Here is a 16,828-nt window from a genome sequence, read left to right as displayed (position 1 = left end):
TCAGGCAGCATGGTCGAGATTTTCACGGTCGGCGGCGGCGAGTACATCGTCAACGTCCTCAACGCCGTTGCCGCCTGGACCGGTGCGGGCGGCTACAAGAGCCTCATTCAGGTCGCGCTGGTCATGGGCATGGTGCTCGCGGTCATAGTGGTCGCGTTCAACCAGGACTGGCGTGCCTGGCTCAACTGGTTCCTCGGCGCGACGCTTATCTACATGTGCTTGATGGTGCCGCGCATGGACGTCCATGTGACCGACCGGGTCAATCCCAGCCTTGCACCGGCAACGGTGGCCAATGTCCCGCTCGGGCTCGCCCTGATGGCAAGCTTCACCAGCCAGGCGGGGGACTATCTGACCCGCTCTGCCGAGCTCGTATTCGGCCTGCCGGACGACCTCAACTACTCGAAGAACGGCATGATCTATGGCGCACGGCTGCTCGAATCGACGCGGAGCTTGCGCATTTCCGATCCTGAGTTTGCTGCGAACTTCGACGAGCATGTCCGGCAATGCGTGTTCTACGATCTGCTGCTCGGCCGCTATTCGATTAAGGAGCTGTCCGAGAGCGATGACATCTGGGCGACGATTGCACCGGGCAGCGCGGCGCGCGCGCAGAAATTCCTCACCCGGCAGGCCGACGACAGCGTGACGGCTTCGATCATAACCTGCCGCGAAGCCTACACCGCGCTTTCGGGGCAATGGGCGAGCCTCATTGACGAGATGACGCTTGTCGCTGGACGCCAGCTTTATCCGCGCCAGACCGAAGCGCTCGCCAAGGCCAAGCTCATGGCCGACCTCCCGATTGCCTATCAGTATCTCACCGGCATCTCGCGCAGCGCGAGCGACATCTTCCGCCAGGTGCTGACGATCAATGCCATGAACCAGGCCATGCACGGCTTTGCAGGGGCGAGCGGCACCGGCAGCATCGACGTCTTCGCGCAGACCCGGGCCGATATTCAGACCGAGCGGACCTATTCCTCGATCGCGCACAACGCGATGAAATGGGTCCCGATCCTCAATGTCGTGCTGACAGTGGTGTTCTACGCGCTGTTCCCTGTCCTGTTCCCGCTGTTCCTGATGCCGCGGACCGGACCCATTGCATTGAGAGGCTACGTCACCGGCTTCTTCTACCTTGCGGCGTGGGGACCGCTCTTCGTCATCCTGCACATGATCCTGATGTTCAAAGGCGCGGGCGATGTCGCCGCCGCTGGCGGCAGCACGGGCCTTAGCCTGGCGACCTTTGCCGGCATGAGCGACGTCAACAGCGATATCGGCATCTTGGCGGGCTATCTTGTCGCCTCGATCCCTTTCCTTGCCGGCGGGGTGGCACGTGGTGCGCTGGCGATCTCGGGCCAGGCAACGAGTTATCTCAACCCAAGTCAGAACGCGGCCGAGGAAGCCTCGCGCGAAGCGAGCACCGGCAATGTCTCGCTTGGCAACTCGAACATCGACAATTCGACGGTGTTTTCCCGCCAGTTTGCGCAGGGCAATCTGGCACCCAACTTCGCCTATGGCGCGGCACAAACGCGTGGTTTCAGCGATAGCGGCACGCAGACTACCAGCTTCCCCGATGGCGAGTTCGCTGCTGTCCCGAATTCAAGCTATCCGTTCACACCGACGCTGGGGCAGGACTTCACCGGACGCCTCGGAACGATGGCTAGCCAGAGCCGAACGCAGAGCGAGACCTATGCCAACCTCGCCCAGCAATCGACGAGCTCTGCGCTCACCCGGTTCAGCGAGATCCGCAACGCCTACAGCCAGGGTCAGAGCTCCGACACGGTCAGCGGCGTCGGCACGAACGACAGCATCGGCACGGCATTCAGCGAAGTCGACAATGCCTCGAGGACGCTCCAGCAGCAGTTCGGCCTGTCCCGGCGCGCGTCTGACGACATCACGGTCTCATGGTTTCTCAACGGCGATGCGTCTTTGGGTCTCAAGGGAGAAAGAGGCCCTGGTACTGCTCAACTTGGCGTCAGGGGAGGCCGAAATCAGACTTGGACGGACAGCGATATCGGGATCGCCTCGGAAGATCGCGGCAGGATCATGGGTACGCTGCGGCAGCTTTCGGATAGCCGCAACTGGTCGAATACGCGTGAAGGCTTTCTGCGCGAGACGAGCTCAAGCTCGGTATCGCAGGTATCGACCAGCTCGTCGGGTCTCAGCCGATCGCTGACCGAAGCCGAGAGCTATACGCGAGAGGCGCGTCGGGCCGAAGAGATGGCCAGTCGCCTCGAGAACCAGGCCAGCTGGTACGAGGCCAACAGCGCCGCAGGCACGCTAAACCTGAGCCAGGCCTATCGCGAATGGGGCATGGCCGAGATGGAAGCCAATCGCGACTATTACGGGCCGGTGCGCTTCGACGACATCGAGTTCCAGATGAGCGCGCGCGGCCAGCAGCTGCAATCCCGGTTTGTCGAAAGCTATGCCGATCGGCTGCAGGACGACATCGAAGCCGACCTTTCGCTGCCGGACTTCGCTCCTGTCAGCCGCCCCGGGATCGGGAGTGCGGGGCAGGTGCGAGCTAGGGGAGCTGTAGGTTCTGCAGGTGGTCCCTCAATGCCCGATGCTCCGGATCGGTCTGGCATCACGGATGAGGTCGAGCGGGTTCGTCGGCAAGGTCGCGGGCGGATCGGAACAGTGAGAGGCTACTTGGATGGCCAAACAGAAGACGCCACAGGCGCGAGCGAGGAGGCGGCAGATGCAATAAAGGAGTGGCGGCGCCCTTAAAGGATTACATCGTTGACGATTACGAACGCGACAAAAGCAGCCAGCGCCACGAAGATTGCGATGAGCTTGATCCTGCCCCACGGGTCGGCCCAGGCCTTCTTCCAAGAGTATGACGTGAGGCGATTTTCGGAGATTGCACGGTCGATCTCTTGCAAGCCTTCCCAGCGATGTTCCGAATTCTGCGTGGGGTCTTCTTTCCCAGCCATAACATTCTCCATTCGACGGGAGTTTAATGTATCGAAATCGCGACACAAAGCCGGAATTCAGACTTAATGCGTCGATTTTGACACCTTATTTCCAGGCTCCCGAAGAGATGACTTGGGCATCCCGATTTAGCTAAAGCTCGTGGCCACGGATTGGCGAGTAGATAGGTCGCTTGCCTACTTAGCTATCAGCGGCTTTTGGGTACGTTAGCACGCCTCCATTTTTGACAAGCCGTGGCGAATGAACGAGCCGTCTTGTCAAAATCGCAATGCAGCATCGCGGAAAGCAGGTCTTCGAAGCTAGTTTTTTCAACCTCGATCCGTATATCGGTTACACCGCCTCCCTTGGAGTCCAGTTCGAGCCAAAGTTCGAGCTTCCGGTTGTGTGTCGCGATATTGACGGGCAGGTCCCGCTGGTACCAATTATTCGACGATTTCCCGCCACGGTCTGCCTTGATAGCCATTGGATATGACCTCCTAGTTCTTGACGCGACGCCCCTTGCGCTTCTTCCCACCGAGTTCTGTCGAAACCAGGAGCAAACGCTCGACGTGGAAGTTAAGCTCGTCGCGGTCCAGCGTGGCGAGCGGCAAGCTTGCCATTGCAACCACTTCCTCGGTCTCGCCGACCTCGCGGAGGGCGACGGTCGTCGCGTTCTCCCAGGCAGCGGACATGAGCTTCTTAAGCGAAGCGACGGTTGGGCGAGCGCCCAGGGTAGCGATCGGCAAAACTAGGTTCACGATAGGGTTGCCAGGCGACGATCGCGAGCAATCCTCGACCATGATAAACTCGCCCTTCGCGCTGCCCGGGCGAATGCCAATCTGCCCGGAGGCACTGTCTAGTTCGACCTTGTAGCCGGCCTCTTGTATCCTGGCCTTGAGCATCACCATGTACGCTGGCGGTTCAACTTGCCGTTCAATTACGCTGTTCCCGGCAACCTTGATAACCTGGTGCCGGGTCAGGTCTGCGCCCGTCTTTGAAGTCTCGATCTTGACCTCGACGGGATCACCCGTGGCCATTCTTTGCCCTACCTCGAGCACGGCATCCATTCTTGGCGCGGGAGACTTCAATTTGCTGTCAATCCGCGAAAGTCCCGCGAAGGCGTAGACTGCAGCCGTGACCAACGCTCGCACGCGCGGACCAGTTTCGAGGTTGCTCTCGAGCTCTTCAAGGCCCGAAGGCTCATGGGACAGGATAATCGCGAGCGAAGCGCGGCGACCGATTTTTTCGCCGTCTGCCAGACTTGGAATGTCTATCTCGGCGTCGATGACTTTCTGGCATCCCCTCACCCAGGATTCTGCTTCTGGGCCATGGTCTGCCAAGCGCCCCTCGACTTCGGCAAGGAATTCGCGCCGATCAAAGCCGCGTTTGCCGAACCGAGACCGCAACGCCTCGATCGTCGCCGTCCAGATCGAGACATCCACCTGCGAAGAACGAGGTTCGAGCGCAAGCAACAGCTTTCGACCGTTCTCGGCAATGTCCGTTCCCGGCTCGTCGAGGAACTTGCAGATCGCCTCATCGAAGGTGCTTTCCGCTAGGAGGTCGATGATTCCCGCCGCGAAGCCCCCGAGAAAGTCGAGGTCGCTTCGTCGACCTGGTTGCTCTATCGGAAGCTCCTGCAGATCTGTAGGACGATCGCCAGCTTCGCGAACCGGCCACTTCGCTGCAAGTTCGACGATGTTCATGGGAACGTCGGGAAATGCATCGTAGGATGCGTTGAAGTTCGCCAACGAGGCCTCGTCTCGGAAATAGGCCGACCTGACCCTCGTTATTCTCTCGGGACCACCAAGCAATTCCATGGTCGCAGGCTCCGCCGCCATCTCTACTCTTCCCTCGAGGCTGAGCAGGACCCTGTCCCCATCTTCGCCCTCTAAGATCGCCCAGGTGGGAACCTCGCCACTGAAGGCGAACAGCCCGTTGGCAGCGTAGCTTTGGAGATCCCGTGCCGCATCACCCTTCAATGACCCACCAAGGTAGCCAGACGCCAACGCGAGGGCAAAATTGTCGGCGTGGATCGGCACGAGGAGTTCACAGCTCGATGCCTTACCCTCTGCTTTCGGTTCGAAATCGAGCTCGAGTTCGCGCTTATCTTCTGTCACTCGGCTGCCTCCATTTCTTCGAAATCATCGTTGGCCTCGATGGCCTCTTGGAACACCCCGACGCTTTGGTCGAGTGATCCCAGGCCCACATACCGGCACAAGTCCATGCTTGGACGAGGCAGCAAGCGGAACGATGCGGGTGGAGCGGCCCTTGGATCTATGTCCTTGAACGCGATGTAGAGCTCGGAACGGGCCCGGGAACTCATAACGTAAAGTGCCATCCGCTCGTTCAAGAAGCCCGAGGTATCGACGCTCATTCCTTCCATGCCGAGGAAGAAAACGATGTCGAATTCTAGACCCTTCGCAGACTGTGCATGGAGGAAGGTAATCGTGTTGCCACTTTCAAAGTCCAGAGACTGGTCGGTGTGCGTACTGTTTCCGCTGAGGTACATCTGCAAATGCGGGGGCTTGGCCAGCTCGCCAACCCGCGTTTTGACTTGGTTGTAGGCCCGCTTTACGTCCTTGGTTCCACCGTAGACGATCACGCCGACCTGCTTACCCGGGTTGATCTTCGCCTTTCGCGCAATGAAGTCAGCGATTTCCCGGTCGTTGGCAGCGAAGACAACCTGCGGGTTCTCACCATCAGCGTCCGGCAGTTCCGCTATGCCGCTCTCGTTTCCGACTTGGAAATGCTTTGCAAACTCGGCGATGGGCCGCGTGTTGCGAAAGTTCTTTTTCAAGTTGAAAACGCGATCGGCTGCAGCACCGAGGAAAAGGTAATCCTTGATATCCTTGATCCGGCTATTCCGGTCAGCCTGCAAACGCTGGTTGTCGTCCGCGAAGATCGTCACCTGCGCCGCGACGCCGTGCGCTTCCATTTGCTTCAGCATCATCCCGAGTGCCATGTACATCTGGGGAGGAAAGTCTTGCCCCTCGTCGATGATGAGATGCCCCCAGGTAAACTTGCGGCTGGCACCCTTTTGGAATGCATTGATCGCTCGGGCGCATATGTCGGGCCAATCGTGAGCCCAGCGATCACCGGCGATCATCGGAGGCCAGGAGCCCGTCGCCCGCTTCCACCACCTGCCTGCCCAGGTATGCATCGTGCTCACGCCAACATCGGGAGCCACGTTTGACCTGCTGGACGTGTACTTGGCCAACACCTTGTTATACATGATAACATGCGGATCTTGACCAAGCTTTCCGAGCTTTTGGGCACGGTGAAAAGCCATGACCGTTTTCCCGGTGCCGGGCGGGCCCACGACCAAGATCGCCCCGTTGGCCGGTGCATCGCCGTAAATGCGACGCTGCTCTCGGTCGAGATCACTTAACGAGGGAAACCGCATACTTAGACCTCTAGAACCTTGCTGAAGTAGCCTACCGGCTCGCGAACACCGCGACCATTCTTCCGTCCGTCGCCGGACACCAGGACACGGTCGAGGAGTACGTTCGAGAAAGTACAACTTGTCTCCGCGACAAGCGAGCACGCGTGGCACGCTGCACGGTTCAATCCGTCGACACCTTGCGCGTCGAGCTCGCGGCAGACCGGGTCCCCGGAACACCATTGGCTGCGTGACACGGCGCGATAGATGACATCCTCGAGCCTTTCGGGCGCACCCATCTCGCTCAGGCCACCCATGGATCCCTCGGCGTCCGAGTCAGCCGTGTAGATGAGCAGCCCGGCATACGGCTCGGAGTCCGTTCCGCAGTAAATTCGCTCCCTTAGCGAGGTCGAAGAGTATCCGCAGTCGAAGGACAGCTGGTTCAGGAGCAAGTGGGCAAAACTGTGGACCATGATGAATGTTGGGTTCGCGTTGAACCCCATGCGTACCGGCAATCCCAGCGCCTCGGCACCCACGAGGTGTGACTGGGTGAACTCCTCGATTTGTTCTTCGTTTTCCTTCCTCCAGCCAGCGATCGCGGAATTAGAGAATTCCAAGAAGACGCCTTCGCCAAGCACCATCATGGCCGGCAACCAGTCAGGCTGCTGCCGTCCCAGCGAGGGCGAGATCATGGCGTGTTTCTCTGAGACGTTGCGCCGCTGGAAGCCTCGGAATGCACGGACCTCACGGAGTCTTTCCACTCTAACGAAACGCTCGAACAGCTCATCGAGACCGAAGCGCGAAGTTGGCTTCTCCGGCCGGGCTATAAGCCACCGGGAATTCTGTCCCTTGGGGTTTGCAAGGACGGGAAACTCTTGGTCAAGAATGCTCTGCTGGCTGATCTCGCCTGCCGGAGGGGTGGGTCCAGTTTCGGCTGGACTAGTTCCTAGGTCCGCTTTGAAGCAAGCAAGCGCATCCTCTAAGGTGATACCGACATCGATGGCGCGTGCCTCGAGGTTTGGGCGGCTGGCCTGGATCGCCATGGTTGTATCGCCGCCCTGCAAGTCCGCGAGCATCCTCGCCGTTTGCAAGGTGCTCTGGTAGATCGCGTCGGCGCGGAGCTTTTCCCAGCTATCCTTCTCCGTGTCGCCGTCGATATCGAGCGCGGAGATCACGGAGGCGTAGTGTAAGGAACTGGAACCTCGCGGCTCCATGTAGAGCGGCTTCGGAGCCCCAGGATTCTTCTTGTTGTCCCGGTCTACGCAAGTCGATGATTGCTCTCCGGGTTGGTAGCCACGGCATTTCTGCGGGAGCGGGCCATCTGCTATTCCCTCCAAGTTACCCGATGATCCACAACTGCACCGTATGACCATGCTTGAGAAGTCACCGCCGCTCTTGCCCGTCACCTCGAAGTGGAGCCTCGCGGTTTGACGGCTGCAAGCACCATGTTTCGCGGGCTCGTGCGACCGGTGCGCCCACCAGTGCCAATCGATTTCGTCGATGTGACCATTGTCGCATGCCGCAACGAACCGCATGGGAACCAGTCTGGCATTCTTGCACTTGCCGCCATCGCAGGTTGGCTTGGGAAGGCTGCCGTCATCCTTTAGGTTTTGCTTGTCTTTTTCCGCGGTCCACCGGGTCATCTTCCGGCATTCCGGGCAGAAATGCCAATGCGGGAACCGCAATATCGCGACTGATTCCGTTGGTTTTCTCAGCTGGCGAGGCCGGAGCCAATCGGTGAGTGATCCCACCTCGATCTTCTCGAGATTGTAGCCCTTCGCCCAGCTTCCCGTGCCACGGACGAAAAAGGACTGGCCGTCGATCTCGCATAGCGAGCCAACACCGAATGGGCTTATGAGCTGCGCGCTACGAATTGTTGGCTTGGGCAAGTGCCATGTCCTCCAAGATAATTTCCTTGTCGACGTGCCGCATCGATTGCAGCGTGTGCCAGCCTGCCCCGTCGATCTTCTTGTTACCGTAGCGAACGAGCAAGTGTGGGCGTTGCTGGTTGCTGGCAAACGTGTACTGCAGCCCCTCTACTGCACTTGCCCACCCGGCCCACTCCGTCACCTTCTCGGTCAATTTCGCCGAGATGCGATCCCGCTCTTCGGCTTCGCGTGGTCCATCGTACGCCCTCAACAGGCGTTGCTCGAGTCGCTCGATGATAGCTACAACCGGCTGCTCAGCGGGATCGAACTGCCTTGCTGTCGCGTTTTTTCGTAGCCTTGTCCCATGACGCACGACCGTCACCAAGGCCGCGTGGAGGCCCCTTTCGATCGCCGGCAAGGCTCCGGGCGTGACGCTTGTTGGCTCGACGAAGCTGTAGAAGCGCTCGTGGTAATCGCGGAAAGACTCGTAATGCGAGCGGTCCCTTGGCTTGCTCGGAGAATAGGCAGCCAATACGAGGCCGGGCACTGCGCCACGTCCCACCCGGCTGGTCGCCTGGATGTATTCTGCACTGAGCTTGGGTTGACCGTTCACCATCATCATGCCGAGACGGTCGATATCGACGCCGACGGAGATGATGTTGGTGCAGGGGACCACGTCGATCGCGGGTTGTTCTGGCCTATGCCGTCGGGCCAACAATTGCCTCGCCCTAGGGACCGGTGTCTCCGCGTGTGCCTTCAATTCTAACACCTGGAAGTTCGATGGCCTCTCCACTTCCTCGTCTGAGGCATAGACCTTCATGCGTGTCGGAATTTCGTCTCGGGTGGCGTTGACTATACGACCCAGTTCGCGCTTGCTGTTATGGTAGGCTACCAACGTCCAGTAGGAATCCGCCTCGTTCGCGGTTAGCTCGCCTGCTTCCACGAGTTCGTATGACGACTGTAGCAGCGTTGCCATCGTCCAAGAGGCCGCGACAGTCGATCGAAGGCCCTGCGCCATTACCCCTGCATAAAGTCTCGACCTTTCCTTGTTGCCCGTGTCGAGCTTCGAGAAAAAGGAATCCTCCGCGCGCAGACCGGGTGATGGAAACACCATCGATGGCCTGCCGTATATCCTTCTGCACTGGACGGAAGCGTTCCTTATGGTTGCCGTCGAGGCAATCACTTTCGGCGGCTTTCCCCCGGCTGCCATCAGGGTCTCGAAAGCGGCTTCGTAGATCCCTGCCAGGGTCCCGAGCGGACCCGAGATCAAGTGCAGTTCGTCTTGGATCACGAGCGAGGGTGACGACCACTTCGTGCCGAGCCCGAGCAGTACCCCGCCGTTTTCCTTCCAAGGGATCATTGCGAACTTGTCGATTGTCCCGAGCAAGAACGAAGGCGGTGCGCGGAGCAACTGCTCGTCGATGAAGTAGACAGGCAATCCGCCGTGGAACGCGCAGTCCTCTTCCGGGCACCTCGTCGTGAAACTGTTGGCGGTCGCAATGAACCCGTAATAGGCCTCGTCAGGGCTACCGTCCGGCTTCGTTTTCTTCTCTTCTGGAACGAGTAGTGTCCCACACGATGGACAACTCTCGATGGGGTAAGGATTCGCGTCGCGAGGTTGGCTTGAATCCAGGAGCTCTTGCGTCCTCGACATCGCGCCGTCATGGCTGCCGGCGAAGGAATTGGGGCTAACTTCGCCTCCCACGAATAGGCCGATCGAGAATTCTTCCTCGCCAACCGATGGGTCGCCCGAAGCGTTCAATTCGCGCCTGATCATTTCCATGGCACAGATCACGCCGGCAGTACGCTGGAACTGGTCGGCGGTCAGGAAGCGGTAGGTATAGCGGTTTATGACCCCGGTTCCGCCGCCCGCTTTCCCTTCGAGAATCCGTCTCCGGAAAAGCTCGAAGGCAGAGACGAACAAGTATGCCTCGGTCTTACCCCCGCCGGTCGAAAACCAGATGACATCGACGAGATCACGATCGGGAAGTTCTTTTCCCGCGAGCGACGGCAAGACGAGAAGAAAGAACGCCAGCTGGAACGGGCGCCACTGCGCGGGATTCTCGAAATAGTCGATCGGGCCAGTTTCTGCCTTTCCAAGCGCGAAGGGCCCCTGCACTCCGTCTTCGCGTCCCCGGCCGGTCGCCCGGCCCGCGTGGGACATCGACATGAGCATCGCGCGGTTCGCCAGCATGAAACAGCGGGCGATGCTCTCGTCGCTTTGAAGGATGCGGATACCTTCCTTCATGCGTTCGGCACTTCGCTCGCATCGTCCGATCATTCTAGAGGCGTCGGCTGCCAGCTCGGAGTCAACCGGTATCGCGGCCTGCGAAGCTATCCATTCTTCGTAGAACTCGACCAATCCCGTTAGGCGCTCGATTAGCTCGGGACCGGAAAGATCACCGCTGGCAAGGGGCGCGATCTTGAACAATTCGTCGTCGTCGAAGGAAACGAGTTCACCGTCCCTCGTGATCGACAGGTTGTCGAAGACCGGTCGCCAAACGTGGGCAGTGGGAAGGGCTTCGGTGCAGACCCATTCGCACTCGTCATTCTCAAGTTTCCAATCGGTCGCCACCCCGTGCCCCACGGCATAGGGGCGTTGCTCACCGTAAATGACCCGGAGTTCACGCTCCTCGTCCGTGGGTGGGACGTACCGGGCCGCCGGGTACTTGAGGATTTGGCCTTCGAGGGGCTCCGCTCGAATTGAAACCTGGTAAAGGGTAGCCTCGCTTGATCTCGCGTTCTTCGCCTCGTGGATGTTTGAGAGGCTAGTTGTCAGAAGAACGTCGCCACTTGGCAAGGTTCGCGCGAGCACTTCCAGTGTCGCGTGATCCTCGAGGACGAGGGTGGTCTCTAAGCCGGTTGCGTCAACAGCTTGCGATGCCGGGGCCAACGCGCGACGTTGCCACCGCCCATCGGCCTTGCTTCGCCGCTTCGCTGACTTCGCATCGCGAGATGCATCCGCCGGGACCGGGGCTTCCGCGGCCTTTGCCTTGTCCTTGGCTGCCTCGGGGTTCTCGGCATCTTCCCTCGGCTCGACCTGCTCGTAGACAGCTGCGTCGACCGTGATCTGCACCTTGCTGCCCGGCGCAATGCACAATGACATCCCCATCGATGCCGGCAGCATAGCGTTAGACATGCTCAGCGGATCATCAGCATCCTCGTCGGAGGCGTCCTCCGCTTCGTCCCCGCCAAGGTCAGCAGGAGACCGCTCGGCGCGAGGGAAGAGCATGCCTTGCATGTAGGCGAGGCTCATGCGCCCTTCGATGATCTCGTCCGCGTGGGTCCCGCTGGGTCCGGGCTTACCGAGACCCGGCCCGATGAGCCTGCGCCGCGTTTCGCGAAGGATCTTGTCCCTTCCTAGCATTCAATTTCCCCCTTCGACGCGCCATGATTGGCGGCCTTGCCGGTCAGTTCGGCCACGGCTTCGCGGGTCGCGACCAGTGTTAGGCCGTGGTTCGCGCGCGAAATTCCCTTGTAGGCGCTCGAGGCAAAACCGTGCTCCTGCCCCAGTCCTGCCACGCAAACGAGCGGTCGTTCCAAGCCCTTGAAGTCTTCGATCGTCGCAACGAGTACACAGTCACGAGGTTTCCCGCCAAGGGCCCGCTTGCTCAATGCTTCTGACCGCACGTTCTTCGAGTCGAGGAGGTCCACCGCCTTGTCGATTTCAACACTGCTAGGCACCAGCAACGCGATCGAGTTTCGCGGCAGTTGGTCATCGTCACTCAACCATTTCCGCACCGCCGCAATTGCGCGGGGAAGGATTTCGTTTTCGGTCTCTACCAGCTGGAGGTCGACGATACCGCTATCAGGCTTGCTGGTTGGCTTGCCGACATCCGCTCCCGCCAAGAGCTTGATTGCCTCGACGATCTTTCCCGCGTTGCGGATATTGTTCTTGAGGTTGGTTACGACACCCTTGGACTTGAGGTAGTCGAGGCAATCCTGATCGACCGGAAAACTCGGGGATACTTGGTAATTGGGATCGCCGAACCATCGCCAGCGGCCGTTCTCCCAGCCTCCAGCCAATACACCGTCCAAGAGGTCGATGCATTCCAAAGAGCAAAGATCCTGCCCTTCGTCGACCACGAGCACGTCCCAAGTTTTGCCTTCATCGTGAAACCTTTGGACCTCGTCGATCGTGGCGACGGTCACCCCGCTGGGCAATCCTTGGTTGGACAGGAAACCAGCCAGGTAGCTGCTACGGGTCAGGAAGAGAACCGAGCGCCCCTCTGCTTCTTCGTAACGTGCGCAAGCGGCAGCTACGAACGTCTTGCCGGTACCCGCGCCACCCGCGACGAGGATCCGTTCATTTTCGGAAATGGCGTCGAGCTTTTCGTATTGTTCGTCGGTGAATTGGTAGAGCCTTTGCTCCATGTCACGCAGCTGGCTGTTTAGAGAAGGAACGCGTTCGAAGTTCGGCCGCAGCGAATCCGAGATCGCCTTGACCAGTTGCGGAGAAAGCTCAACCGCGTTTCTTTGCTTCGATGCCCAGTGGTCATAAGCCCTCGCCAAGAACTTCTTGAACGAGTTATGACCCTTGCAGTCTTCTTCGTAAGCAGTGATCTCGTCTGGATGCTCGGGCAACAAGGTTGAACCGTCGTTGGCCAGCCGGGGGATATCGGTAAACACCACCGCCCAGCCGCGGGGCACTCCATGCAACTCGCGGTAGAACTTGGGATTTAGGTAGTTCTTCTCCAGCGAAAAGTATGCCGACTTGGCCTGCTCGGCGGGGCCTTCCTTCTTGCGGTTCGTTTCGTCGTGGCGGTTGGTAAACTCCCAGATACCGTCCTTGCATGCGACCCGACCGCCCTTCACCTCGAGTAGGAGAATACCGCGCCGCCCGACCAGGAAAAAATCCGCTTCGCCCCATCGCTTGTACTCGTGGTGACCGATGTTGAGTGAATGAAGCGCAACGTCGTAGGCGCTAAAGCCCACTTCCGTGAGAAATCCGAACACCCTCCGCTCCGCAGCGGAATCGCACCCTAGGATTTGCGCAGGAATTAGCCTCATGTACCCCCGAGATCCGGTGCCCCCCGAATGCCAAGTTGAATAGGCGGGGACTTGTTAAGAACCGTGCAAGGGATTGGTAACCCGGCAAGTTTTTTTACTCAAGCCGGGTTCCCATGCTAATTTTCCTTTTCGCAATACTACACCAGGCAAGAAGGAAGGCAGCACCACGAATTCCAACGACCTTCGACATCGATCAACTGAAAAGTCGAAAAACCGAGCGAAAGACCTGGACCGCCGCCAGGCCCCGTGCTAGCAAACACGGCATGACTCTCGACACCAAGACCCTCGACAAGGACGGGACGACCGCGGTCCCGCTGACATCCGCCGAAGAGCCAACGGCGACTCGTTCGATCTATTCCGCGGTCGACTTGTTTGCGGGATGCGGCGGGCTTGGCACCGGGCTCGAGAATGCCGGCTTCACGACGGTCTTCGTCAACGAGCTCGATAAGGACGCGATGGCAACCTACCTGCGCAACCGGGGACACGAGCTCGGCGGCATGCGCTTCTCTGACAATGCCGAGCTTCGCTGCCACGACGCGCACGAGCTCAAGGGCAAGCGGCTCGAGAAGCTGGTCAGCGATCTCGGATCGATGGGCGAGGTCGACCTGCGCTTCGAGCAAGCAAGCCACGGCAAGCTCAGCAACCTCGACCTCGTCGCCGGCGGCCCTCCTTGCCAAGGATACTCGGGCATTGGGATCAGGCGTTCTTACGCGGTCGACAAGGAAGCCCTGCCTTCCAACCGGCTTTACGCGAGGATGACCAAGATCATTGACCGGCTTCGTCCGCGCATGTTCCTGTTCGAGAACGTGCGCGGGCTCTTGACTTCCCGCTGGACGCGCGAGGGTTCGCGGAAGATCTTCCCGGATGTCTTGGAAGAATTCCGCAAGATCCCGGGCTACGAGGTCCGGTGGTCGCTGGTATACGCCAAGGATTACGGCGTTCCGCAGAACCGGCCACGCGTGCTGCTCGTCGGAATACGCAAGGACATTCTCGAGGCCTGTAGCTTCCTCGACAAGGACGAGGACGCGGAAGACGCTGTCGCGTGCGGGTTCTTGCCACCGCCGAACCCGGGATCGTTTCCCGACTTGGTAGACCTGCTTGGTGACCTCATCGATCCCAAGATCACGAAGATCCTGCGAAGCGGCGACTTCCCTGCTGGAGCGTTCGAGACTTCTGCCTACCCGCGCAAGCCGATGAACGAGTTGCAACAGGGTTTTCGCACCCCGCCGGCCTGGGCCGCCTCCCGGGCAGGCAAGCTGACGGAGCAGGAGTACAGCAAGCACAAGCGCGAAATCGTCGAAAAGTTCGACTACATGCTGGCGAATGGCGGCGAGATTCCCACCCACGCGCAAACCAAGAAATTCTCGCAGCGCGTGTTGAAGCCGCGTTGGGGCAATGCCGAGCCGAACATGACCGCGACCTCGCTTCCGGACGACTACGTCCATTTTAGCCAGCCGCGCATCCTTACCGTTAGGGAATGGGCGAGGCTCCAGATGTTCCCCGATTGGTACGAGTTCTCGGGCAAGCGGACGACGGGTGGTATCCGCCGGGCCGGGAACCCGCTCGAGGGCAACTTCGACCGCGAGGTTCCCAAGTACACGCAGATCGGCAATGCCGTTCCCGTCGGCCTCGCCGAGGCTGTCGGCAAGCATTTCCGCAAGGTTCTGGACGAGGCCGTGGGAACCCGTGCTTGAGAAGAGTGACACGGACGTCGGCGATGTCCTCGCCGCGTTCACGCGCCACGAGATCGACGTAGCGCTCTTGGTCCCCACCGAAACGGGGCTGAAGAAGTCGATCATGGACGCGACCGCCAACGTGCGGGATTACCTCCTGTCGACCGGTATCCACGATTTCGACGACCAGGCGCAAGGCCCGGAGAACAAGGTGGTCCGCAGGGCCTACTTCGTCGAGCCCGATCGCCTCGTGGAATCAACGGTGTCCCTGTATCGTCCCCAGACTAAGTCCGGCGACCCACGTATCTGGTTTGCCCTGCTCGGGCGCTATGCCGATCCCTACAACTTGCTTGCCGTCTTCGAGCACGAAGGCGACCTCTACGTGGTCAACGCGAGCCGGCCCGAGGTCTTGGCCTCGCTCGACAACGCTGGCAGCCCCCTTGGGCATATCGCGGCAATGTACCGGCGAGGTGAGGACCCTGTCGTCGGCGAATTGCTCGATGCGCTGAGGGAGATTGCCGAGCAGGGTTTCGTTCGCACGCTACGTCCGGGTGACACCGGCGTCGGCATGACGTTGGAAACCTTGCTCGGCATCGCGGCCAATGCCGAGAAGACGCCTGACTTCAAGGGGATTGAGCTCAAGGCGAAGCGGATCAAGCGGGCTCCCACCAGGTCCACGTTATTCTCGCAGTCGCCCGATTGGACGGTCAGCCCCGTCGGCTCGGCGTGGAACCTGCTCAGCAACTTTGGGTACCATCGCAATGGCAAGCTTCGCTTGAATTGCGAGATCAACGCGAAGGCTCCAAACTCCCTCGGGTTAATGCTGAGCGTCGACACCGAAAAGGACTGGCTGAAGCAGGACCACGTCCGAGCCGAGGAAGAGCGGCGCGCGCATGTAGTCACTTGGCCCCTCGAGGTCTTGAGAGGCAGGCTTCGCGAGAAGCATCCCCAGACATTCTGGGTCGGTGCGCGCTGCCGCGGTAAAGGTGCAGACGAGCATTTCCATTACATGCAGGTAGAACACACGCGCGCACCGAACGTGCGTAATTTCCAAGCGCTCTTGGAAAGCGGCGTGATCTCCGTCGATTACCTCATGAGCCAGAGGGGCGAGAAGCAACTGGTCAGGGACCACGGCTACCTCTTCAAGATCAAGCAAAAGGACTTCCCGGCACTGTTCCCGCCATCCAATGTCCATGTCCTCGCCTGACACGGTCCTCGGGACCGGCGAAAAGCGCAAGCTGACGCTCCTCGCGGCCGATCTCGCGGACTGGTACCGGCAGGGTGGTGGCCGGTCCTTCCCATGGCGCGAGCCGGGTACACCACTCTACCAGCTCGTTTGCGTGGAAGTCTTGCTCCAGCGGACCCGGGCCGAGACGGTCGCAAGCTTCTACCACCGGTTTTTCACCCGATTCCCGGGTTGGCAGGACCTCGCGGAAGCCCCCGTCGAAGTGCTCGAGGAGTTTCTCAAGCCGCTCGGCCTATGGAAACGCAGGGCCGCCTCGTTGCGTGCACTCGCCGCGTATGCTGCCAAGCATGACGGCATGTTTCCTAACCGTTACGAGGAGCTCCTGCAGGTGCCTGCCGTTGGCCAGTACGTGGCCCACGCGATCTTGATGTTCCAGCATGGAGAGAGGTTTCCGCTCATCGACGTGAACATGGCGCGCGTCGTGGAGCGCTTCGTGCGTCCGCGCAAACTTGCCGACATCCGGCACGATCCTTGGCTTCAGCAAGCTTGCAAGTGGCTCGTGAGGCGAGGCGATCCGAAAAAGGTCAATTGGTCAGTGCTCGACCATGCCGCGTTGACCTGTCGCGCGCGGAACCCCGACTGCCAGTCGTGTTTCGTTTCCAGCAGGTGTGCCTTCAAGGCTGCCTAGGATCTTCGCGAGGCACGGTCAGCTTCTCATACGACGCCAAGTAGGTTTCAACTTTCTCGATCGTGCGGCGCCGCGGTCGCCTTCCGAGCCGAAGGTCAAGAACGAACCGGGGGTCGCCGA

The 16,828-nt window shown here is 59.9% G+C and carries 11 protein-coding genes; 4 read left to right on the top strand and 7 right to left on the bottom strand.

Annotated features, from left to right (window positions below; all coding sequences use genetic code 11):
* Positions 1-9: 9 nt before the first annotated feature.
* Positions 10-2,721 (top strand): conjugal transfer protein TraG N-terminal domain-containing protein, encoded by a 2,712-nt coding sequence (locus ACEQZ0_RS09915; RefSeq protein ID WP_305930442.1) that lies wholly within the window; start codon positions 10-12, stop codon positions 2,719-2,721.
* On the opposite strand, the gene ACEQZ0_RS09910 is transcribed toward ACEQZ0_RS09915, so the two are convergent.
* The 7 genes from ACEQZ0_RS09910 to ACEQZ0_RS09880 form a co-directional block, all read right to left on the bottom strand.
* A complete protein-coding gene (locus tag ACEQZ0_RS09910) occupies positions 2,718-2,927 on the bottom strand; it encodes a hypothetical protein (protein WP_305930443.1) in 210 nt (69 codons plus the stop codon). The genes ACEQZ0_RS09915 and ACEQZ0_RS09910 overlap by 4 nt on opposite strands.
* Positions 2,928-3,112: 185 nt before the next feature.
* Entirely contained in the window at positions 3,113-3,388 is a 276-nt protein-coding gene (locus tag ACEQZ0_RS09905; protein WP_305930444.1) for a hypothetical protein, read from the bottom strand.
* A 13-nt stretch (positions 3,389-3,401) separates the two neighbouring features.
* On the bottom strand, positions 3,402-5,021 hold the full coding sequence (locus ACEQZ0_RS09900) for a hypothetical protein (RefSeq protein WP_305930445.1): 1,620 nt from the start codon (positions 5,019-5,021) through the stop codon (positions 3,402-3,404).
* The gene (locus tag ACEQZ0_RS09895) at positions 5,018-6,307 is read right to left on the bottom strand and encodes an AAA family ATPase (RefSeq protein WP_305930446.1); all 1,290 of its coding nucleotides are present in this window, start codon (positions 6,305-6,307) and stop codon (positions 5,018-5,020) included. The genes ACEQZ0_RS09900 and ACEQZ0_RS09895 overlap by 4 nt, the downstream gene beginning before the upstream one ends.
* Before the next feature lie 2 nt (positions 6,308-6,309).
* Positions 6,310-8,172 carry a DUF1998 domain-containing protein gene (drmB, locus tag ACEQZ0_RS09890; RefSeq protein ID WP_305930447.1) on the bottom strand — a complete coding sequence of 621 codons (1,863 nt, stop codon included), beginning with the start codon at positions 8,170-8,172 and terminating at the stop codon, positions 6,310-6,312.
* Complete coding sequence (locus tag ACEQZ0_RS09885; protein WP_305930448.1) at positions 8,150-11,407, bottom strand: hypothetical protein; 3,258 nt, start codon at positions 11,405-11,407, stop codon at positions 8,150-8,152. The genes drmB and ACEQZ0_RS09885 overlap by 23 nt, the downstream gene beginning before the upstream one ends.
* Positions 11,408-11,511: 104 nt before the next feature.
* Entirely contained in the window at positions 11,512-13,161 is a 1,650-nt protein-coding gene (locus tag ACEQZ0_RS09880; RefSeq protein WP_305930449.1) for a nuclease-related domain-containing DEAD/DEAH box helicase, read from the bottom strand.
* Positions 13,162-13,424: 263 nt separating this feature from the next.
* Here ACEQZ0_RS09880 and ACEQZ0_RS09875 point away from each other — a divergent pair, with 263 nt between their 5' ends.
* Genes ACEQZ0_RS09875 through ACEQZ0_RS09865 form a run of 3 tightly spaced genes read left to right on the top strand, consistent with a single transcriptional unit; the run spans position 13,425 to position 16,708 of the window.
* On the top strand, positions 13,425-14,855 hold the full coding sequence (locus ACEQZ0_RS09875; RefSeq protein ID WP_305930450.1) for a DNA cytosine methyltransferase: 1,431 nt from the start codon (positions 13,425-13,427) through the stop codon (positions 14,853-14,855).
* A complete protein-coding gene (locus ACEQZ0_RS09870) occupies positions 14,848-16,041 on the top strand; it encodes an MvaI/BcnI family restriction endonuclease (RefSeq protein WP_305930451.1) in 1,194 nt (397 codons plus the stop codon). The genes ACEQZ0_RS09875 and ACEQZ0_RS09870 overlap by 8 nt, the downstream gene beginning before the upstream one ends.
* A complete protein-coding gene (locus tag ACEQZ0_RS09865; RefSeq protein ID WP_305930452.1) occupies positions 16,028-16,708 on the top strand; it encodes a hypothetical protein in 681 nt (226 codons plus the stop codon). Before ACEQZ0_RS09870 ends, ACEQZ0_RS09865 begins: the two co-directional genes overlap by 14 nt.
* Positions 16,709-16,828: the final 120 nt, after the last annotated feature.

It is taken from the genome of Qipengyuania sp., from assembly GCF_964227205.1.
Classification (GTDB): Bacteria; Pseudomonadota; Alphaproteobacteria; order Sphingomonadales; family Sphingomonadaceae; genus Qipengyuania.
Note: the sequence above shows the minus strand (reverse complement) of the source record. Positions and strands in the feature narration are given on the sequence as shown.